The sequence below is a fragment of the Pantoea sp. WMus005 genome (assembly GCF_013415305.1).
Lineage (GTDB): Bacteria > Pseudomonadota > Gammaproteobacteria > Enterobacterales > Enterobacteriaceae > Pantoea > Pantoea rara.
In genome coordinates this window covers 994,023-1,014,101 of sequence record NZ_JACBXU010000001.1, presented here as the reverse complement: position 1 = coordinate 1,014,101, position 20,079 = coordinate 994,023, and the positions used below count along the sequence as shown (strand labels likewise).

21 protein-coding genes and 1 pseudogene are annotated in these 20,079 nt (G+C 54.5%); 12 read left to right on the top strand and 10 right to left on the bottom strand.

Annotated features, from left to right (window positions below; all coding sequences use genetic code 11):
• Window positions 1-134: 134 nt before the first annotated feature.
• Window positions 135-842 (top strand): murein tripeptide amidase MpaA, encoded by a 708-nt coding sequence (gene mpaA, locus HZZ01_RS04500; protein ID WP_179895670.1) that lies wholly within the window; start codon window positions 135-137, stop codon window positions 840-842.
• Here mpaA and ycjG read toward each other — a convergent pair.
• The gene (gene ycjG / locus HZZ01_RS04495; RefSeq protein WP_179895669.1) at window positions 817-1,800 is read right to left on the bottom strand and encodes an L-Ala-D/L-Glu epimerase; all 984 of its coding nucleotides are present in this window, start codon (window positions 1,798-1,800) and stop codon (window positions 817-819) included. The two genes, mpaA and ycjG, sit on opposite strands and share 26 nt — an antisense overlap.
• 146 nt (window positions 1,801-1,946) lie before the next feature.
• Between ycjG and tpx the strand changes: the two genes are divergently transcribed.
• Window positions 1,947-2,450 (top strand): thiol peroxidase, encoded by a 504-nt coding sequence (tpx, locus tag HZZ01_RS04490; protein ID WP_013357974.1) that lies wholly within the window; start codon window positions 1,947-1,949, stop codon window positions 2,448-2,450.
• A 50-nt stretch (window positions 2,451-2,500) separates the two neighbouring features.
• Here tpx and tyrR read toward each other — a convergent pair whose 3' ends face one another.
• Window positions 2,501-4,066 carry a transcriptional regulator TyrR gene (gene tyrR / locus HZZ01_RS04485; protein WP_179895668.1) on the bottom strand — a complete coding sequence of 522 codons (1,566 nt, stop codon included), beginning with the start codon at window positions 4,064-4,066 and terminating at the stop codon, window positions 2,501-2,503.
• A gap of 228 nt (window positions 4,067-4,294) precedes the next feature.
• On the opposite strand from tyrR, the gene HZZ01_RS04480 reads away from it, so the two are divergent.
• Genes HZZ01_RS04480 through HZZ01_RS04470 form a run of 3 tightly spaced genes read left to right on the top strand, consistent with a single transcriptional unit; the run spans window position 4,295 to window position 7,069 of the window.
• On the top strand, window positions 4,295-4,651 hold the full coding sequence (locus tag HZZ01_RS04480) for a GtrA family protein (RefSeq protein WP_179895667.1): 357 nt from the start codon (window positions 4,295-4,297) through the stop codon (window positions 4,649-4,651).
• Window positions 4,651-5,601: a glycosyltransferase family 2 protein gene (locus HZZ01_RS04475; RefSeq protein WP_179895666.1), complete on the top strand. Its 951-nt coding sequence runs from the start codon at window positions 4,651-4,653 to the stop codon at window positions 5,599-5,601. The genes HZZ01_RS04480 and HZZ01_RS04475 overlap by 1 nt, the downstream gene beginning before the upstream one ends.
• Window positions 5,602-5,647: 46 nt before the next feature.
• Window positions 5,648-7,069 (top strand): hypothetical protein, encoded by a 1,422-nt coding sequence (locus HZZ01_RS04470; protein WP_255434114.1) that lies wholly within the window; start codon window positions 5,648-5,650, stop codon window positions 7,067-7,069.
• Window positions 7,070-7,112: 43 nt separating this feature from the next.
• Here HZZ01_RS04470 and HZZ01_RS04465 read toward each other — a convergent pair whose 3' ends face one another.
• Genes HZZ01_RS04465 through pspA form a run of 6 tightly spaced genes read right to left on the bottom strand, consistent with a single transcriptional unit; the run spans window position 7,113 to window position 11,127 of the window.
• Window positions 7,113-8,174, bottom strand: a complete 1,062-nt coding sequence (locus HZZ01_RS04465) for a YcjF family protein (protein ID WP_179895665.1) — start codon at window positions 8,172-8,174, stop codon at window positions 7,113-7,115.
• The gene (locus HZZ01_RS04460) at window positions 8,171-9,568 is read right to left on the bottom strand and encodes a YcjX family protein (protein ID WP_179895664.1); all 1,398 of its coding nucleotides are present in this window, start codon (window positions 9,566-9,568) and stop codon (window positions 8,171-8,173) included. Before HZZ01_RS04460 ends, HZZ01_RS04465 begins: the two co-directional genes overlap by 4 nt.
• A complete protein-coding gene (pspD, locus tag HZZ01_RS04455) occupies window positions 9,549-9,797 on the bottom strand; it encodes a phage shock protein PspD (RefSeq protein ID WP_179895663.1) in 249 nt (82 codons plus the stop codon). The genes HZZ01_RS04460 and pspD overlap by 20 nt, the downstream gene beginning before the upstream one ends.
• A gap of 54 nt (window positions 9,798-9,851) precedes the next feature.
• Window positions 9,852-10,202: an envelope stress response membrane protein PspC gene (gene pspC / locus HZZ01_RS04450; protein ID WP_179895662.1), complete on the bottom strand. Its 351-nt coding sequence runs from the start codon at window positions 10,200-10,202 to the stop codon at window positions 9,852-9,854.
• Complete coding sequence (gene pspB / locus HZZ01_RS04445) at window positions 10,199-10,426, bottom strand: envelope stress response membrane protein PspB (protein ID WP_003853799.1); 228 nt, start codon at window positions 10,424-10,426, stop codon at window positions 10,199-10,201. The genes pspC and pspB overlap by 4 nt, the downstream gene beginning before the upstream one ends.
• 35 nt (window positions 10,427-10,461) lie before the next feature.
• Window positions 10,462-11,127 carry a phage shock protein PspA gene (gene pspA / locus HZZ01_RS04440; protein WP_008925259.1) on the bottom strand — a complete coding sequence of 222 codons (666 nt, stop codon included), beginning with the start codon at window positions 11,125-11,127 and terminating at the stop codon, window positions 10,462-10,464.
• 164 nt (window positions 11,128-11,291) lie between these two features.
• On the opposite strand from pspA, the gene pspF reads away from it, so the two are divergent.
• Window positions 11,292-12,293: a phage shock protein operon transcriptional activator gene (gene pspF / locus HZZ01_RS04435; protein WP_179895661.1), complete on the top strand. Its 1,002-nt coding sequence runs from the start codon at window positions 11,292-11,294 to the stop codon at window positions 12,291-12,293.
• A 106-nt stretch (window positions 12,294-12,399) separates the two neighbouring features.
• On the opposite strand, the gene HZZ01_RS04430 is transcribed toward pspF, so the two are convergent.
• Window positions 12,400-13,635, bottom strand: a complete 1,236-nt coding sequence (locus tag HZZ01_RS04430) for an MFS transporter (RefSeq protein ID WP_179895660.1) — start codon at window positions 13,633-13,635, stop codon at window positions 12,400-12,402.
• Between the two features lie 413 nt (window positions 13,636-14,048).
• Between HZZ01_RS04430 and sapA the strand changes: the two genes are divergently transcribed.
• The 4 genes from sapA (at window position 14,049) to HZZ01_RS04410 (ending at window position 17,896) form a co-directional block, all read left to right on the top strand.
• Window positions 14,049-15,671, top strand: coding sequence for an ABC transporter substrate-binding protein SapA (gene sapA, locus HZZ01_RS04425; RefSeq protein WP_179895659.1), 1,623 nt, complete (start codon window positions 14,049-14,051; stop codon window positions 15,669-15,671).
• A complete protein-coding gene (gene sapB, locus HZZ01_RS04420) occupies window positions 15,672-16,637 on the top strand; it encodes a putrescine export ABC transporter permease SapB (protein WP_179895658.1) in 966 nt (321 codons plus the stop codon).
• A 156-nt stretch (window positions 16,638-16,793) separates the two neighbouring features.
• Window positions 16,794-17,000, top strand: coding sequence for a hypothetical protein (locus tag HZZ01_RS04415; protein ID WP_179895657.1), 207 nt, complete (start codon window positions 16,794-16,796; stop codon window positions 16,998-17,000).
• A 692-nt stretch (window positions 17,001-17,692) separates the two neighbouring features.
• Window positions 17,693-17,896 (top strand): hypothetical protein, encoded by a 204-nt coding sequence (locus HZZ01_RS04410; protein WP_179895656.1) that lies wholly within the window; start codon window positions 17,693-17,695, stop codon window positions 17,894-17,896.
• 24 nt (window positions 17,897-17,920) lie between these two features.
• On the opposite strand, the pseudogene HZZ01_RS20940 reads toward HZZ01_RS04410, so the two are convergent.
• Window positions 17,921-18,112, bottom strand: a pseudogene (locus HZZ01_RS20940) (Arm DNA-binding domain-containing protein); the annotation flags it as partial.
• An 80-nt stretch (window positions 18,113-18,192) separates the two neighbouring features.
• On the opposite strand from HZZ01_RS20940, the gene sapC reads away from it, so the two are divergent.
• Window positions 18,193-19,083 carry a putrescine export ABC transporter permease SapC gene (sapC, locus tag HZZ01_RS04400; RefSeq protein WP_179895655.1) on the top strand — a complete coding sequence of 297 codons (891 nt, stop codon included), beginning with the start codon at window positions 18,193-18,195 and terminating at the stop codon, window positions 19,081-19,083.
• Window positions 19,084-20,079 carry a putrescine export ABC transporter ATP-binding protein SapD gene (sapD, locus tag HZZ01_RS04395; protein WP_179895654.1) on the top strand — a complete coding sequence of 332 codons (996 nt, stop codon included), beginning with the start codon at window positions 19,084-19,086 and terminating at the stop codon, window positions 20,077-20,079.

Here is a 20,079-nt window from a genome sequence, read left to right as displayed (position 1 = left end):
AAGAAGTGCTGCACCAGTCTGTTGCCGATGCAGCTTGTGCAGGGCACTTTATCGCAAATGGCTGACAGATAAATAGCTATTTTCCGCGCACGGCTTTTCCGCTACTTTTAGTAAAACCCTATGAGGAAATGAGTATGTCGCCACTCCATCCGCGTACCCTGCGCGGCAAACTGGACGTTCCGTATCAGCAGTATGGCCGCTCAGTGCTGGGTGCACCGCTGCTGTGGTTTCCGGCCCCGTTGGGCGATCCCGACAGCGGTCTGATTCTGGCCGGCACCCACGGCGATGAGAATGCGGCCATCGCCACCCTCTCCGCTGCGTTACGGACATTACCCGATGGCATGCGTCGGCACCACGTGGTGCTGGCGGTCAATCCGGATGGCTGTCAACTGGGGCTACGCGCTAACGCAAACGGCGTCGATCTCAACCGCAACTTCCCGGCGGCGAACTGGCAGTCAGGCGAGACGGTTTATCGCTGGAACAGTGCGGCCGATGCGCGCGATGTGGCGCTGTCGACCGGCACCCATCCGGGTTCTGAACCGGAAACCCAGGCGCTCTGTGCCCTGATTCATCAGCTGAAACCGCGCTGGATCGTCTCATGGCATGAACCGCTGGGCTGCATTGACGACCCGCATCAGGTGGAGATTGGCGGCTGGCTGGCCAGCCATACCGGCCTCCCCCGCGTCAGCAGCGTCGGTTATGATACGCCCGGCTCATTCGGCAGCTGGTGTCACGATCTCAGCCTGCCTTGCGTGACCGCTGAAATGCCGGTGATTTCAGTGGATGAAGCCACAGAGACCTATCTTGAGATGATGGTTAACCTGCTGCGCTGGCAGCAATAATCAACTGACCGTTGCGCACGGTGATTGCCGGTTCTGAATCCACCGCCAGCCAGGTTGGCCCGTCAAGATCCGCGAAGCGGGTCTGCGGTACCAGCGGCAGCGCAGCGTGTATCGCCCGTGAGGTGCAGAGCATGCAGCCGAGCATTACTGCAAAACCCTGCTGCTGGGCGGCATCCGCCAGCGCCAGCGCCTCGGTCAGCCCGCCTGCTTTATCCAGCTTGATGTTGACCATCTCATAACGCCCTCGCAACGCCGCCAGGCTTTCACGGGTATGACAGCTCTCATCGGCGCAGATCGGTAAGGGATGGATAAAGTTCGCCAGCGCCGCATCTTCACCTGCAGGCAGGGGCTGCTCCAGCATCGCCACATTGATGTCCGCCAGCAACTGACAACGTGCCGCCAGGCCTTCGGCATGCCAGGACTCATTTGCATCCACAATCAAAGTCGCTTCCGGCACGGCGGCGCGGATCGCCATCAGACGTTCGGTAATGAAATTATTATCCAGCTTAACTTTCAGCAGCGTTGCACCATGCTGCCACAGCGCGAGTGCGCTGCTGGCCATCGCTTCGGGGGTATCAATACCGACGGTCTGCGCGGTCACCACATCCTCAGGCGGAGTGACGCCGTTAAGCTGCCAGAGGCTGCTCTGCTGCTGGTGCACGGCGAGATCCCACAGTGCGCTGTCGATGGCGTTGCGCGCGGCCCCGGCAGGCAGTGCCTGCTGAAGCGCCTCACGTGTCATGCCCTGCTGTAGCGCAGGTAGCAGGGTACCGATTTGCGCCAGTACAGAGGCTTCGCTTTCACCGTAACGGGCATACGGTGTCGCTTCTCCGACGCCTTTAACACCGTCTTCTTCGATTTCAACCACCACCACTTTAACTTCGGTCCGGGTTCCACGGGCGATGACAAACGGCGTATGCAAGGGCCAGGCTTCGGGATAACTTTTTACCGTTCTCATTTCCACTCCACAATGTGTGACGCAGTGGGTGAGCGCCACGTTAAATTCCACAATTGAACTCGTAAACCCTTAACTTTTATGTCATAAACAACGGCTATCTTTAGCCGTTTTGTGTCAGATCTTTTTTATCATCAAAAGGAATCACTATGTCTCAGACTGTTCATTTTCAGGGTAATGCCGTACCGGTTGCAGGTCAGTTTCCTCAGGCTGGCGATAAAGCCAAAGCTTTCACACTGGTCGCTAAAAACCTGGTCAACGTCGCGCTCTCTGAGTATGCAGGAAAACGCAAAATTCTGAACATTTTCCCAAGTGTTGATACCGGTGTCTGTGCTTCATCAGTGCGCAAGTTCAATCAGGCTGCTAGCGAGCTGAATAATACGGTGGTGTTATGCATCTCTGCCGATCTGCCCTTTGCTCAGTCGCGTTTCTGTGGCGCAGAAAACCTGAGCAACGTGGTAACGCTGTCGACGCTGCGCGGTTCAGAGTTTAAGTATGACTATGGCGTGGAAATTGCCGATGGTGCGCTGGAAGGTCTGACCGCACGTGCAGTGATCGTGCTGGATGAGAACGACAAAGTGATCTACAGCCAGCTGGTTGATGAAATCACCACTGAGCCAGATTACGACGCTGCGCTGGCCGCGCTGAAGTAATAAAAAAAGCGGATAACCCGGTTATCCGCTTATCACCTTCTCTTTGCCGCTTATTCGCTTTCGTTGCGCTTTTGCCCCAGACCATATTCCCGCAGCTTATTGGCTATCGCGGTGTGTGAAACGCCCAGCCGTTTTGCCAGCTTTCGGGTGCTGGGATAAGAGAGATAAAGCCGCGTCAGAATTGAGCGTTCGAACCGGCTGGTGATCTGATCCAGCGTTCCTTCCAGCGCCTCATCCCCCAGTGACACATCCAGCGCCTGTTCGGGCAACACGATATCCTGCGGACGCAGTTCGTAACCTTCCAGCTGAGTTAATGCGCGATAAAGGGAATTTTTTAGCTGACGCACATTGCCAGGCCAGGCATAGCGGGTCAGAAACGCATTGAGCTGTGATGAGAGGCGCGGACGCGCCATACCCTGCTCATCCGCAAAGCGGGCCACAAACATTTCGGTCAGCGGCAGAATGTCCTGTGGGCGATCGCGCAGAGGCGGCAGCTGCAGCGTCAGCACATTAAGGCGGTAGAAGAGATCTTCGCGGAACTCCCCGCGCTGCACCAGTTCAATCAGGTTTTTTTGCGTGGCGCAGATCACCCGCACATCGACATGCACTTCATGCTCTTCGCCGACGCGGCGGAAGGTGCCATCGTTGAGAAAACGCAGCAGTTTGGTCTGCATTCTCGGCGACATCTCGCCAATCTCATCCAGCAGGACCGAGCCGCCATTCGCCTGCTCAAAAAAGCCTTTCTTGCCTTCCAGCGCATTGGGATAGGCGCCGGCTGCATGTCCAAACAGCTCGCTTTCCGCAACGTCGTCAGGCAGAGAGGCACAATTCAGCGCCAGGAAAGGATTTTTTCCACGCGCACTGCGCAGATGACAGGCGCGTGCCAGCATATCTTTTCCGGTGCCGGTATCGCCAACAATCAGCAATGGTGCATCGAGCATCGCCAGTTTGCGCGCCTGATCGACCACCTGACGCATCTTCGGCGTGACGGCAATAATATGATCAAACTCCGATTCGTCGGTGACCACCAGATTCTGCAACTGACGGCCCATACGAGCGGTTGATTTCAGCATCACCATCGCGCCCACCGGCCTGTCATTCTGTCCCTCTTCGCCCGGCAAATAGATAGGACGCGCTTCCATCAGGAAATCACGCCCTTCAATGACGACATGCTGCGCCTGCGCCTCAACCCGATCGCTTTCCAGCCAGCGCATAAAGTTAAAGCCGTTGATGAGATTACCGGCGCTGAAGTTACGCATCTTCTCTTCATCAAGATTAAACAGGTTTTGCGCTGCCGGATTAGCCAGTTCCACCTTGCTTTTCAGATCGACCGAGAAGACCGGATCAGGCATTGCCACCAGCAATGCACTCAGTGCGCGATGCTCCCGTTCAGAAGGCATGTACGGGACCGTGCGCACATCTGTTACGCCTGGTGTACGGCGGATTTCCGCCATCAGATTGCTGAAAGCGTCGAATTCCAGGGCAGAGAAGTTCAGGTAGATGCGGCCCAGCGCCGTGATTTCTATACCGCGTAAATCAATGTTGCGTGCCACCAGCAGATCGAGCAGTTCACGCGTCAGGCCAATACGGTCCTGACAGAACACTTCCAGACGCATTGCGTTCGCCTTAATCAGGTTCAGATAAAATAATATTACGCTAAGTCGCAGGCCGGTAGAAAGGGATCTGTCAGGAAAAGTTGACAGCTCAGGCGCGTATGGCGGAGTTTTGTACTTCCTGCTGAATTCAAAGTTCGATCGCTGATTGTCAGCCTTTGTCAGTACCAGACTGTTGATTACTGGCTGATTGCTGTATATTTTTTCCAACTGATTAGAATTGATTATAATATGCTGACTTTCTTCGCAAAATATCTGACTGTGGGCCTGGTGAATACGTTGATCCACTGGGTGACCTTTTTTATTTGCCTCAGCCTGGGATTGTTCCAGTCGACTGCTAATCTGATTGCTTTTTGCCTGGCCGTCACCTTCTCTTTCTTTGTTAATGCGCGCTGGACCTTTAAACAGCAGGCGACCGCCTGGCGTTATATTCTTTACGTCGTTTTTATGGGCGCGATGGCATTCAGCGTAGGTTATCTGGCCGATTGGTACGGCCTTTATCCCCTTGTTACGTTGATTGCCTCATCGGCTATCAGTCTGGCGTGCGGCTTTCTTTTTTCCCGCTTTATCGTATTCAAAGGAGAATAATGAAAATCTCTCTGGTGGTACCGGTATTCAATGAAGAGGATGCCATCCCTCTTTTTTATGATGCGGTCAGAAAAGATGAAACGCTGGCCGCCTTGCAGGTTGAAATCGTATTTATTGATGATGGCAGCACAGACGCAACGCATGCGCTGATTACGCAACTCAGCCAGCGCGATCCGTTGGTGCACAGCCTGTCGTTTATTCGAAATTTCGGCAAAGAACCGGCGCTGTTTGCCGGGCTGGACGCCGCAACCGGTGATGCCGTTATCCCGATAGATGTGGATTTGCAGGATCCAATTGCGATTATTCCCGAGATGATTCGAAAGTGGCAGGCAGGGGCTGATATTGTTTTAGCCAAACGGATTGATCGCCGTGCCGATGGCCACCTCAAACGCAAAACAGCCCGCTGGTTTTACAAACTGCACAACAGTATTAGTCATCCTCAGATAGAAGAAAACGTCGGTGATTTCAGGCTTATGTCGCGTGAAATGGTTGAGAATATTAAGCTGTTGCCTGAGAAGAATCTCTTTATGAAGGGCATTCTGAGCTGGGTCGGCGGACAGACTGATATCGTGGAGTATGTGCGAACTGAGCGAATCGCGGGCCGCAGCAAATTCGGCGGCTGGAAGCTGTGGAACCTTGCGCTGGAGGGGCTTACCTCCTTCTCGACCGTTCCGCTGCGCATCTGGTCCTATCTGGGCTTTCTTGTTGCCTCGCTGGCCTTCCTGTATGGACTCTGGATGATCGTGGATAAACTGCTGTTCGGTAACCCGGTGCCTGGCTACCCCTCTATTCTGGTTTCCGTACTGTTCCTCGGGGGGGTTCAGCTGATTGGCATTGGGGTGCTGGGTGAATATATTGGCCGCATCTATATGGAAACTAAAAACCGGCCTCGCTATATTTTGCGGAAATCCGCGCCAGCAAAAATACACTCACCTCAGAACACCGAATAAACTGCCCATCCAGGAGCAGGGAAAAGAGTCAGATTAAAAAGGATGAATGATGATTGCCACTGATACCGGCTTATCCCACCGTAAGGTTTTTTTGCTTTTTGCGATCGTTTTTCTGATTGCTTACAGCCCCGCGTATTTAACCCAGTATGCCTACACCGATGACTGGACAAATCTCTACTGGGCTAACACTGATAAGCTCAGTATTTTAAACTGGGACACGTTATCCGGCAGGCCGGTATATGGCATTATTCAGTACAGCGCCTCTTTTCTGGTGGAGAGTGTAGAGCGGCTGGCGCTGTTACGATCTGTCGCGATTGTTCTGCTCATTTTTACCGGATATTACCTTTATAGCCTGTGTCAGAAAAATGCACTGCTGGAGAATCAGGCTCAGCGGATAACCTTTGCGTTATTGCTTTGTCTGCTGCCTTCATTCCAGGTATATGTTGCATGGGCATCCTGTTTCCCCTACATCGCTGCCATTTTACTGGCGGGTGCCAGCTACCGTCTTTCAATTAAACCGGGAATCGCCTGCCGCCTGTTCGCGTTCAGCCTGCTGACCATCGCTTTCTGTCTCTATCAACCGGCCGCAATGAGTTTTACCTTCTTTGCCGCGCTGGACCTGTGCTTTTCAGAACGAAAAATTGATAAGAAACGGGCGCTGATCTCTTTAATGGTCCTTGGCGCAGGCATGTTTGCCGCGCTGATAGCTTCAAAGGTTCTGCCGGTCCAGCTCTATGGCCATACGCTGCCACGTTCGGCCTTCAGCTACGACATCCCGATTAAGCTGAAATGGTTTTTCACCGAATACCTGAAGAACGTTATTTGTAACTTTGATCTCGGCGCAAAAACGGTGTCGGTGATCATCTCAGCAATCATTATTGGTTTTGGACTGAAGAAAATTAAAGCTGCGGGCAACGACAAATTTTATCTGATGTTCGTCTTACTGCTGATTGCCGCACTACCCAATCTGATTGTCAGTGAAAGCATGGCGGCCTACCGCACTTTAATCGCCGGTGCGCTAATTACCACCAGCGCATTTATCCTTGGCCTGTTTGAAATCAGCAAAAAGTTAAAATGGAAAAATGCTTTTTGTGCACTGCTGGTCACAGCGGCGGCCTCGCTGGCCATCAGTCACCTGATTAACGGTTACTCCGTCCCGGCTCGCAAAGAATTTGCCCTGCTCGATCAGGCGATCACCCAGCAGGTACCGAAAGGTTTCCGGGGTGCGCTCTATTATCGTCTGACCGGTGAGTATTTACCGAAGGTCGCGACGTTACGAAAATATGATGATTTCGGCGGGCTGGGCCTGAGCATGTCATGGACATTTGCCGGGATGGCGCATTTCATCAGGGAGAGAAATGGAATGGCCTTTACGCTACCGGCAGATCCGGTGATCACCGATGAAGCGACCTGTCCGGGTGAGTGCCTGACTATCGATTCGCGGCAGGTGCTTCGCCAGCCACACTGATTAATAAAGGCGGCCTGGCCGCCTTTATTGTGTCACGTGAACATCAGGCTGACTTATTGCCGCCCTTCTGTAACGCCTCTTTCAACTGGCCCAGCAGTTCACGTCGGAAATCGCCGAGTCGTGGTTTGTCCTGCTCCAGCCAGGGGAGTGGACGACAAAGCTCCATCGCTTTAATGCCCAGTCTTGCGGTCAGCAATCCTGCCCCAACGCCTTGCGCGGCTCTTGTGGAAAGCCGGGCGGCGATGTCCTGAGACATCCAGTCCATGCCCACTTCCCGTACCAGTTCCGAAGCACCGGCAAAAGCCATATTGAGCAGCACCAGGCGGAACAGCCGGATACGGCTGAAGTAGCCCAGCTCGATGCCGTATATCGCCGCGATGCGATTGACCAGCCGCAGATTACGCCAGGCGATAAACGCCATATCCACCAGCGCCAGCGGACTGACTGCAATCATCAGTGTCGCTTCCGCAGCATGGCGGCTGATTTCGCGCCGCGCCTGCCGATCCAGTACCGGCTGCACCAGTTGCGCATATAAGCGTACAATTTCACTGTCATTGTGGGTTTCATGCAGGGAGGCACGCCAGCGCTGCAGAGCCGGATGCGCCTGATCAAGCTCCGCCTGCTGTGCCAGTTTTTCGCAGAATGCCCGACCTTTGCCGATGCCATGACTGTGCAATAGCTCCCGGCCCACATCCCGCTCTTCGGCACGCTGACGCAGTTGATAAAGCCGACGCCACTCAGTAGTCAGCGCGCCGACACCTGCCAGCACGATCAGCCCACCCGCCACACCGCTGCCCAGCGAAAACCAGTCGCGGGCCAGCCAGGCGTCATGTGTCCACTGCACACCCTGCGCAATCACGCTGACGCCAAACAGCAGCGCGCCAGCCGTCACCATTTTGCGCCACAGACTGCGCTTAGGTTTCAGCGCGGCTTCCACCGCCCGTTCACCGGCACCCTCCTCTTCGACAGCGACATCTTCATCCTGCACCGCCAGAAAGGCAGCCTGCGCGTCCGCTTCAAAGGTCTGCGCCGGGCGCAACGGCGTGGTGGTGCTCTCATCCAGCGGGCGGGCAAAATCGATACGCGGCTTCAGTGGATCACTCATCGCAATTTATCTCCCAATAGAAATTCCAGCGCGGCATCCATGCGGATATGCGGCAGCGGGCGATCGACATCGAGCTGCTGCGGCCGGAACTGTTCAAACTGAAAACCCTGCTGTTGCCAGAAAGCGTTGCCGGGCAGGCGCGGCGGGACTTCGCCCGGATAGACGGTGAGCGGTTCGCCATCATCCAGCCGGTGACCGCGCAGGGCCGGGATCTTCTCGCCACGGTGATCGACCAGGCCGCTCTGCGTGGCCTGCACCGATGCCAGCCCGATGCAATCCATACTAATTCCCTCAAACGCGGCGTTCTGCCAGGCATCCTGCACCAGTTGCTGCAACAGCGAGACCATGTTGCCGTGCTGATCGCTGGTGATGTGATCCGCTTTGGTCGCGGCAAAGAGTAATTTGTCGATCACCGGTGAGAAGAGCCGGCGAAACAGGGTGCGCTGACCGTAATGAAAACTCTGCATGAGTTGCGTCAGTGCCAGTCGCATATCGTTAAACGCCTGGGGTCCGCTGTTCAGCGGTTGCAGGCAGTCAACCAGCACAATCTGGCGATCAAAACGCAGGAAATGATTTTTATAAAAGCCTTTCACCACATGCTGGCAGTAGTAGCTGTACCGCTGTTGCAGCATGCTGAAGTTACTCCCCTTGTCCGCCTGCGCCAGCTTAGTGCGTTGCGCCTCATCAGCCGTTGGCCAGGGGAAGAACTGCAGCGCGGGCGCGCCAGCCATATCGCCAGGCAGCACGAAGCGGCCGGGCTGAATAAAGTGCAGACCTTCAGATTTACAGCGGTGCAGATAGTCGGTCCAGGCCGCTGCAATCTCTGCCAGTTGCGTTTCATCGGCGGGAGCAAGCGGGTCGAGTTTTTCGCAGAGGGCGCGCCAGGGTTTTGCCCACTCAGCACGATCGCCCTGCAGCAGACCGTTCATCTGCCGTGACCAGCCGAGGTAATCCTGCGCCAGCATCGGCAGATCCAGCAGCCACTCACCGGGATAGTCGACAATCTCCAGATAGAGCGTTGCGGTCTCTTTCAGGTGGCGCAATAGCGAATCATTGGGACGGTAACGCAGCGCCAGACGCATTTCACTAACGCCACGGGTTGGCGTCGGCCAGGCGGGCGGCGAGCTGTAGAGCTGGGCCAGACCTTCGTCGTAGGTAAAACGCGCGGTGCCCATATCACGCTGGGGCACCCGTTTAACGCCTAACAACCGCTCATCCCGGACAACGGAAAACAGCGGCAAACGCGCGCCGCTGTGAACCGTTAAAAGCTGATTAACCAGTGAGGTAATAAAGGCGGTTTTACCGCTGCGGCTTAATCCGGTAACCGCCAGCCGCAGGTGGCGATCAACGCCACGGTTCATCAACGCCATTAATTCAGTTTGCAGTCTTTTCATCGTTCTCCCTGATGAAGCGCGATGCCAACCGGTTCATCACGCGTTTCAGCAATGGCTCAAGGGCCACAGCCAGCAGCAGGCGCAACGGGCGTCGCGCTACCGATTTTACCGCCCAGCCAGTAACGCCGGCGGGGCCGTAGGTAACCGCATTGATAATGATGAATTTAGCCGCCGACTTCAATGCAGGTGCCGCGCGGTGACGAAAAGCAGTGGATCGCGAAAAAGACATCAACACCTCCATTGAGAGAGCGGACGGGCCTTAAACGGCCCGTTAATAAAATGATCAAATCTGGCGAAAGCGGCTTCGCACGCTGAAGGTTTCAGACGTCACATAGCGTTCCACGTCGCGCACGCTGCGCTCATCCCGCTGCAAGGCGCTCTCCAGCTGGTCCAGCAATTCGCTGGCGCTGGGCTGGCGTTCACCTTCAAAAGCAGTGGCGGGTTTCACATCCAGCACAAAACCCAGTACGAAATAGGCGATCACCGTAAACACAAACAGGCCAAAGAACAGCGATAACACCACGATGACCCGCAGCAGACGGACCGGAATGTCGAGATATTCTGCCAGGCCCGCACAGACGCCCATCAACTTTCCTTCGTCAGGCTTGCGCCACAACTTACGGCCTTTCATCATGGCTGCCTCCAGTTAGGATGTTCGGCATCCAGAATGGCTTCCAGCGCGTCGATGCGTTCGCGCATCCGCTGCGCATCCTGCGTGACGCGCTGCAGGCGCTGGATTTCGCTTTGCGACAGTTCCGAACCGCCGTTGCGTTTGTTGTTGTAATGCAGCCATAACCAAATCGGTGCGACAAAAAGCACGAAGATCGTTAAGGGTATGGCGAGAAAAAGTGCGCTCATTGACTCTCCTTAATCACTTATTGCAACGTCAATAATTACTCACTGCGGTTCATTTTGGCTTTCAGCGCGTTGAGCTGCTGGCTGATTTCATCATCCGCTTTCAGGTCAGTAAATTGCTGATCCAGCGTTTTAGGTTTACCAAAACCGTGGCTCTCTGCTTCCGCTTCCATATGATCGATGCGACGCTCGAAAGATTCGAATCGTGCCATCGCTTCATCGATTTTACCGCTATCCAGCTGACGACGAACATCGCGTGATGAAGAAGCCGCCTGATGACGCAGGGTTAACGCCTGCTGACGGGCACGTGTTTCGGTCAGTTTTTTCTCCAGCTCGCTGATTTCGCCTTTCATGCGTTCCAGCGTCTCTTCAACCTGGCCCACTTCCTGTTTAAGAGAAGCAATCAGGTCGGTGAGTTTCTGTTTTTCAATCAGCGCGGAACGCGCCAGATCATCTTTATCTTTGCGCAGCGCCAGCTCGGCTTTTTCCTGCCATTCGGCCTGCTGGATTTCCGCCTGCTCAATACGGCGTGACAGCTGTTTCTTTTCAGCCAGCGCCCGCGCAGAGGTCGAACGCACTTCTACTAACGTGTCTTCCATTTCCTGAATCATCAGGCGGACCAGTTTCTGCGGATCTTCGGCACGCTCCAGCAGGGAGTTAATGTTGGCATTTACGATGTCAGCGAAACGAGAAAAAATACCCATAATGATGTTCCTCTTTTAATGTTTTAAAACGTGTTGCCCTGCTGAGCTAATACAAGATGCATGCCAATTTTACATCACTATGATTTTTAAGGTTTTTTAAATTTTACAGCTTTCAACGCTTATTTTAAGATAGCGAAAATGATTAAGGGGTGGCGAAATTCATCATGACAAACACTAACGATAATCTTCTGGGTGAATCGAACAATTTTCTTGAGGTACTTGAGCAGGTTTCTAAGCTGGCTCCCCTGGAAAAACCGGTTCTGGTGATTGGCGAGCGCGGAACAGGTAAAGAGCTGATCGCCAGCCGTCTGCACTATCTCTCTGACCGCTGGCAGGGACCGTTTATCTCGCTGAACTGTGCCGCGCTGAATGAGAATTTGCTCGACTCTGAGCTGTTCGGTCATGAGGCGGGCGCCTTTACCGGTGCACAGAAGCGACATCTCGGACGGTTCGAACGTGCTGACGGCGGCACGCTGTTTCTGGATGAGCTGGCAACCGCGCCGATGCTGGTACAGGAAAAACTGCTCAGAGTCATTGAATATGGGCAACTGGAGCGCGTCGGCGGCAATCACTCCCTGCAGGTCAATGTGCGACTGGTCTGCGCCACCAACGAAGATCTGCCTGTGCTGGCAGCCGAGGGGAAATTCCGCGCCGACCTGCTGGATCGTCTGGCCTTCGATGTGGTGCAGTTACCGCCCCTGCGTGAACGCCGCAGCGATATTCTGGTGATGGCCGAGCACTTTGCTATCCAGATGTGTCGCGAACTTGGTCTGTTACTCTTTCCCGGCTTTACCGACCGCGCGCAGCAGGCCCTTCTGGATTACCACTGGCCAGGCAATGTCCGCGAGCTGAAAAACGTGGTGGAGCGCTCGGTCTATCGTCATAACAGCAGCGAGCAGCAGCTGGATAACGTCATTATTAATCCGTTTGCTTCACGCCCTGAACCGGTTGCTGTCATTCGTGCCAGTCAGAATGCGGATAATAGCGGTCTGCCTGCCCTGCCGTTGGATCTGCGTCAATGGCAGAATCAGCAGGAGCGGGATCTGGTGGAAGCCAGCCTGCAACAGGCACGTTATAACCAGCGCCGCGCTGCCGGGTTGTTAGGTGTTACCTATCATCAGTTGCGCGCGATGATGAAGAAACACGATATAAAAGCGGAAAACTGAACACGTCCATCATGACGATATTTTCTGTATGTCATGAAATCTGATTAATCGATGTTGAAACAGTCCGGTCTGTTCCGGGCTGCTTTCGCAGTAAGAAAAACAGCCGTCAGGAGTTGTGCGGCTTAATTCTCATTCTTTCAGGTTGCCTGATGTCCGGTACTAATCCGATGCCAGCGGTAACAATGACCACAGCCAGTGCTGACATCAGCAAAACATTGGCTGTGCCATATTGTGCCGCCAGCGGCCCCGCAACCAGTTGACCAAAGGGAATGGAGATAAAGGAACCCATCGCATCATACGCATACACGCGAGCCAGCTTATCCGCTGGGATGTGAGTCTGTAATGACTGCGCCCAGGTTACGCCAAACAGACCTAATGAAACACCCGCAATAAAGAACCCGGCTATCAGCCATGCTGCTGACGCATTCTGGCTCAGCATAAATATCGGGAGTGCGCACAGACCTGCCAGCATAGCGCCAATCAGAAGGTCACGACGCGGATGCCATTTCATCGCCAGAAATAATCCAGCAATTAACCCTGCGCTATGGGCGGCCACAATCATCCCCCATTGCGCCCGCCCGAAAGAGGCGTCGGCAATCATCGGGCCATAGACCTCTACAATGCCATTCAAAGCGACGTTGATAATGGCGAACTGAAGGACTATCGACCAAATCCAGCTTCGGCCAGCAAATTCTGCCCAGCCTTCTTTGATATCGCGCAGGATGTTGCCTTGCGTCGTCCCGGCATTATTTGGGCTCACACGCATAAGGAAATAAAGCGGCGCGGAAACCGCAAAGCCCAGCGCATCAATCGCCAGCCCCCAGCCCGGCCCGACAGCGCTGGTGATCACACCGCCCAGCGACGCCCCCATCACCGTGCCCCCATAAATACCGAGCTGAATGAAAGCATTAGCCTGCCGCAGGTGATTTGCAGGCACAACCTGCGGAACCAGTGCGGATGAAGCAGGCAGTGCGATGCCCGCTGCCGCGCCATTCAGCGCACCCAGCAAGGTGAGGCTTATTACAGTGGCTGAACCCTCCAGCACAGACCACGCCACGAAAGCCTGAGAAACAGCAGCAAACAGCGCGGATACCACTAATACCTGACTACGTGAGTAGCGGTCGGCAACCACACCGCCCACCAGCAGAAACAGCACGTTGAACAGGGAGCGGGACGCCACCACTACGCCTAAATCAGAGGCAGAGCCCCCCATATCCAGAACGGCAAAGGCCAGCGCAATGGGTGCAATTCCATTACCCAGGACGGTAAACAGACGTCCGAAAAAGAGATAGCGAAAGGATGGATAATGGAAAGCCTGAGCGCTTTTCAGAAATTTAATCATTGTCCGGAATTGGGTGAGCAGAAGTTGTCGTTATAGTAACTGCGTTTTTGTAATAGTTAAGTCCGGTTTTATGCATGTGATGCTTAACAAACCGGGATACCCGCAGAGAAAGCTTCGATGGTTTGTCATGCCCAACAAAAAAAGCCCGCCATAAGGCGGGCAACAATACTGGAAGCAATGTGAGCAATGTCGTGCTCTTCTTCGGCAGAGCCACCGTCGAAGTGCAGAGGAATAATAATCATTCTTATTATCATCTGTAAACCCCTTATTGAGAATTTTTCTCATTACCACACCTTCTGTACGCTCTTTTTGCTGCTGCCAGGATGAAAAACAGGCGGGTGGCGGTTGCGGGTTTTGGGACAATGACCGCTTTGCGATACACTCTGTTTAATGCCTCAAAATCGTTGAGTTCTATGTCAAAACTATTATGTTCGCTGTTGCTCAGCCTCAGTGTGTTGAGTGTCCCTGCGTGGTCAGCCCCTGCGGGTGATATCCGACAGACCGGATTTGTCTATTGCGTCAGCGGCACGCTGAACACCTTTAATCCGCAGATGGCCAGCAGCGGGCTGACTATCGATACACTGGCGGCGCAACTTTACGACCGCCTGTTGGATGTCGATCCCTACACCTATCGGTTAAAGCCCGATCTGGCGTCGAGCTGGGAAGTGCGCGACAACGGCGCGACGTATCGCTTTCATCTGCGCAGCGGCGTGCAGTTTCAGCAGACTAATCAGTTCCGCCCTACCCGCACGCTTAACGCTGACGATGTAGTATTCAGCTTCGCAAGGATGTTCGACCGGAATCATCCCTGGCATAACGTGAACGGGGGGAACTATCCTTACTTTGATAGCCTTCAGTTTGCCGATTCGGTTCAGAGCGTGAAAAAGATTGATAGCAGGACGGTTGAGTTCAGGCTGAACAGCCCGGATGCGTCCTTCCTGTGGCACATGGCAACCCACTATGCGCCGGTGCTGTCAAAAGAATATGCCGACCAGCTTACCGCTCAGGGCCGCCAGGAAGAGATGGACCGACAGCCTGTTGGCACCGGTCCTTATCAGCTCAGTGAATATCGCACCGGCCAGTACATTCGCCTGGCGCGCAATCCTCATTACTGGAAAGGTGTGCCGCGTCTGCAGCAGGCGGTCATCGATCTTGGTTCTGGCGGCACCGGTCGATTATCAAAACTGTTAACCGGTGAATGTGACGTACTGGCCTATCCTGCGGCCAGCCAGCTCAGCATCCTGCGTGATGACCCGCGCCTGCGGATGACACTGCGTCCCGGCATGAACATCGCCTATCTCGCCTTTAATACCCGCAAACCGCCGCTCGACCGCCCCGAAGTGCGTCACGCGCTGGCGCTGGCGATCAACAATGAGCGGTTGATGGAGTCGATCTATTACGGCACTGCCGAAACGGCCGCCTCAATCTTACCGCGCGCCTCCTGGGCTTATGATAACGATGCGCGCATTACCAGCTACGATCCGGATAAATCGCGGGCCGCGCTGGCAGCATTGGGCATCCGCGATCTGCATCTGCGGCTGGTGGTGCCGGTTGCATCGCAGTCCTGGAACCCCAGCCCGCTGAAAACCGCTGAACTGTTACAGGCGGATCTGGCGCAGGTTGGCGTCCGTCTGACAATTGTGCCGGTTGAGGGCCGTTTTCAGGAGGCGCAGTTGATGGCGATGAATCATGATCTGACACTGACTGGCTGGGCAACTGACAGTAACGATCCGGACAGTTTTTTCCGGCCGCTGCTCAGCTGCGCGGCGATTCGCTCGCAGACCAATTATGCGCACTGGTGTTCTCCGGCCTTTGACGAAACGCTTCAGAATGCCCTGCTATCGCAGCAACTCGCTGGCCGCATCGACAGTTATGATAAAGCGCAGCTGATTCTGGCGCAGGAGTTGCCGGTGCTGCCACTGGCATCCTCACTGCGACTTCAGGCGTTTCGTCATGATATTAAGGGCCTGGTCCTGAGTCCGTTTGGTAACGCCTCGTTTGCCGGAGTTTATCGTGAAGCTGATGAGGGTAAGTAAGTGATTATTTATATTCTGCGGCGCCTGCTGCTGCTGCTCATTACCCTGTTTCTGCTGTCGCTGGTCAGCTTCAGTCTGAGCTACTTTACGCCTAATGCGCCGCTGGAAGGCGCGGCACTCTCGGACGCCTGGTGGTTCTGGTTCAAAGGGATGCTGCAGTTTGATTTCGGCGTCTCCAGCACCAACGGTCAGGAGATTGGCCTGCAGCTGCGGGAGGTGTTCCCGGCCACGATGGAGCTGTGTATTCTGGCGTTTCTGTTCGCGCTGCTGGTCGGCATCCCGCTTGGGATTTGTGCCGGCGTAATGCGCAATAAGTGGCAGGATAAAACCATCAGTGCCCTGGCGTTAATTGGCTTTTCTGCGCCGATTTTCTGGCTGGCGCTGATTCTGACGCTGTTCTTCTCGCTGACACTGGGCTGGCTGCCGGTTTCGGGTCGTCACGACCTGCTCTATCCGGTGCAGAATATTACTGGCTTTGCGCTGATTGACGCCTGGTTGAGTCCTTCACCGTGGCGACATGAAATGATTATCAGCGCCCTGACCCATCTGATTTTACCCGTGCTGGTGCTGGCGATGGCACCGACGACGGAAGTGATTCGCCTGCTGCGCAACAGCACCAGCGACGTGATGGACAAAAACTATGTCAAAGCAGCTGCTACGCGGGGTCTTTCGCGCTTTACCGTTATCTACCGTCACGTGCTGCATAACGCGCTCCCGCCGGTAATCCCGCGTCTGGGTCTGCAGTTTTCCACCATGATTACGCTGGCGATGATCACTGAAATGGTCTTCAACTGGCCGGGTCTGGGACGCTGGCTAATCAACGCGATTCGTCAGGAAGATTATGCGGCGATCTCAGCCGGTGTAATGGTGATCGGCGGGCTGGTGATTCTGGTGAATGTGATTTCTGACGTGATTGGCGCGGCAATGAATCCGCTGAAACATAAAGAATGGTATGCCCTGCGATAGGGCTTTCCACGTCAATAGAAAGCGATTCGAAACAGATAGAGAGTACTTTAACGGGCTGAAACTGCCTGCTTAACATGCAATTCCCTACACAAAATTTTCTCTGTTGTGACCGGTTTGTGTTTAAATCGTTAAAATTTTATGAGGTTCTGAATATTTATGGACGATGTAGATTTGGCTCAGGCGCGTGAAGAAGCGCATCTCGCAGCTTCTCTGGCCGCTCGTAAGAGCAAACTTCAAAGCCCTAACGGCTTATGCGTCTGGTGCAAAGATGAAGCTGTCGTGGCCGAAACGGCTTTCTGTTCAGCCGAGTGTGACGAGGATTATCACAAGCATCAGCGCGAGAAGAAGCAGCGCATCAGTTAATCGCGCCACGTATTCTGGCGTGTCCGGTGTAAGCAGGCAGTTCATACGAGGAAAGGCGATGAGTCTTAGCAGAGTGTTACTGGTACTGATATTTGCTGCATGTATTGCACTGTTAGTAAAGGCGGGATCAGTTCAGATTACGCATTATCTCGACGGCAGAATCGATGATCAGATTACTAAATGGGCTGATAGCAAATAGGCCATCCCATTCGTTTCAGAGAGCCCGCCATTGAGCGGGCTTTTTTGCGCCAGAGTTACCCGTTGTCTTTATTTATAACCGGCGTCGGGAACCCGGGCCTGAAGAGATCCACCTTCACCTCACCAGGCTGCCGTTTCATTATCGCGCGGTCAATCAGGCAGCGGCGCGTTAACTTTCTTCAGCGCTTTTTCATAGCACCCGCGCAGTTCCTGGGTGCAATTAAACGTCGGCCTGCCAGCTGGCTCAGTGAGAGCGCACTGTTTGCCGACAGTTGATCATTCTACGGCAGTGCGACCACGCACTGCGACTGCTCTGCAAAAGAGAATGTGATGCTGGCCCAGCTCGACCCTAAAGCCATCAGTAACCACGCTTTATCAGGATGATAATACTCCACTCGCTGAGAGGTATTCTCAGGCCAGGCTAAGATTCAATAAGAAAGCCTCGGCAAAAAGCACTGAGGTGACGACACGGTTCATCACAAAGAGGACAGAAAATGAAATACGCTGTGATTTTTGAAGATACAGGTGTTGAGGAAGAACATGAGTTTGACACCAAACCGGTGGCCGGAGATCTGGTGACATTAACGCGCGACGGAACAGGCAAAGATTATATCGTGATCATTGAGCCGGATCCGGACCATACCCATGACGATGGGCCTGAAGGACATCCAACCAAAGCCAGGGTCAGGCCAGCGTAGTAAATGATGATCTGCCCGACGCGGATCGTAACCCTCTGTAATCCAGCACCGAAATTGCTGACGCCCTTCCCTTGCCTGCGACAGGGATATCGACGGATAATCCCCTGTAATAGGCTGAACAAGCTTACCCTCCCGGCGAAAACGCCGGGAAAATTGTACACAAACACGTAAATTCACGCGATTCAGAGTTATCGATGACAAAGCAACATCAAGCATGCCAGCGGGGCAAACACCTGATATGAATGATTTTTATAAAGCAATGTTGCCCGAAGTTAAGCAGAGTAAAGTGAACGCGTATGCCCTCCGATAATATTTACGCCGAAAAGCGCCTGCCCAGTGCGTTTCGTCAGAGCTGGCATCATTTTTATGGTAATCCGATCTCGATGGTCGGCCTGTATGGCTTTGGTGCGTTGCTGCTGCTGTGCCTTTTTGGCGGCCTGATTGCGCCTTATGGTATTGACCAGCAGTTTCTGGGGTATCAACTGCTGCCGCCCTCCTGGTCGCGCTACGGCGATGTCTCATTCTTTCTCGGTACCGACGACCTGGGTCGTGATGTTCTGAGCCGCCTGCTGAGCGGCGCAGGTCCAACGGTGGGTTCAGCAATCCTGGTGACGCTGTTCGCCACGCTGGGTGCGCTGGTGCTGGGCGTGCTGGCGGGCATGACCCATGGCATACGCTCGGCGGTGATGAACCACGTGCTCGACACTCTGCTCTCAATTCCGTCGCTGTTACTGGCAATCATCGTAGTGGCGTTTCTCGGGCCGCGGCTTGAGCATGCGTTACTGGCGGTCTGGCTGGCGCTGATGCCACGCCTGGTGCGCGAGATCTACAGCGCCGTGCACGATGAGCTGGAAAAAGAGTATGTGGTGGCAGCGCGTCTTGATGGCGCACGCGGCCGCAATATTTTGCGCTATGCCATCCTGCCCAATATTCTGCCGCTGCTGATCACCGAGATAACCCGCGCGTTGTCGATGGCGATTCTGGATATTGCCGCTCTCGGCTTCCTTGACCTGGGCGCGCAGCTGCCTTCGCCGGAATGGGGAGCAATGCTGGGCGATTCGCTGGAGCTGATCTATGTCGCTCCCTGGACCGTGATGCTGCCCGGTGTGGCGCTGATGGTCAGCGTATTAATTGTTAACCTGCTCGGTGACGGCATCCGTCGCGCCGTCGAAGCGGGAGTGGAATAAATGCCATTACTCGATATCCGTAATCTGACCATTGAATTTATGACCGCTGACGGGCCGGTCAAAGCGGTCGATCGCGTCAATCTGACGCTGGGCGAAGGCGAAATCCGCGGTCTTGTCGGCGAGTCCGGTTCCGGCAAAAGTCTGGTCGCCAGGGCTATCTGCGGCGTGACCAACGATAACTGGCGCGTAACGGCCGATCGCATGGTGTTTGATGATGTGGACCTGCTGCGCCTGTCGACGCGCGAGCGCCGCCGCATTATCGGGCATAACGTCTCGATGATTTTCCAGGAGCCGCAATCCTGTCTGGATCCGTCTGAGAGAATTGGTCGTCAGCTGATGCAGGTGATTCCGCGCTGGACTTATAAAGGTCCGTGGCTGAAACGCTTCTGGTTCTGGCGCAAAGCCCGCGCCATCGAACTGCTACATCGCGTCGGCATCAAAGATCACAAAGACATCATGCGCAGCTTCCCCTATGAGCTGACCGAAGGCGAATGTCAGAAAGTGATGATCGCCATTGCGCTGGCAAATCAGCCGCGTCTGTTGATTGCCGATGAGCCGACCAACGCCATGGAACCGACCACCCAGGCGCAGATTTTCCGCCTGCTGAGCCGTCTGAACCAGAACAACAACACCACTATTCTGCTGATCAGTCACGATCTGCGCACCATGAGCCAGTGGGCGGACCGCATCAACGTGATGTACTGCGGTCAGACGGTGGAAACCGCTCAAAGCGAAGATTTAATGACTACGCCGCATCATCCTTATACGCAGGCGCTGATTCGGGCGATGCCCGATTTTGGTCGCGCGCTGCCGCACAAAAGCCGCCTCAATACCCTGTCAGGCGCGATTCCGTCGCTGGAGAGCCTGCCGATTGGCTGCCGTCTCGGACCACGTTGCCCTTATGCACAGCGCAAATGTATTGAAACGCCTCGCCTCACCGGCAGCAAAACGCATCTCTACGCCTGTCATTTCCCGCTGAATATGGAGGGCCAGTAG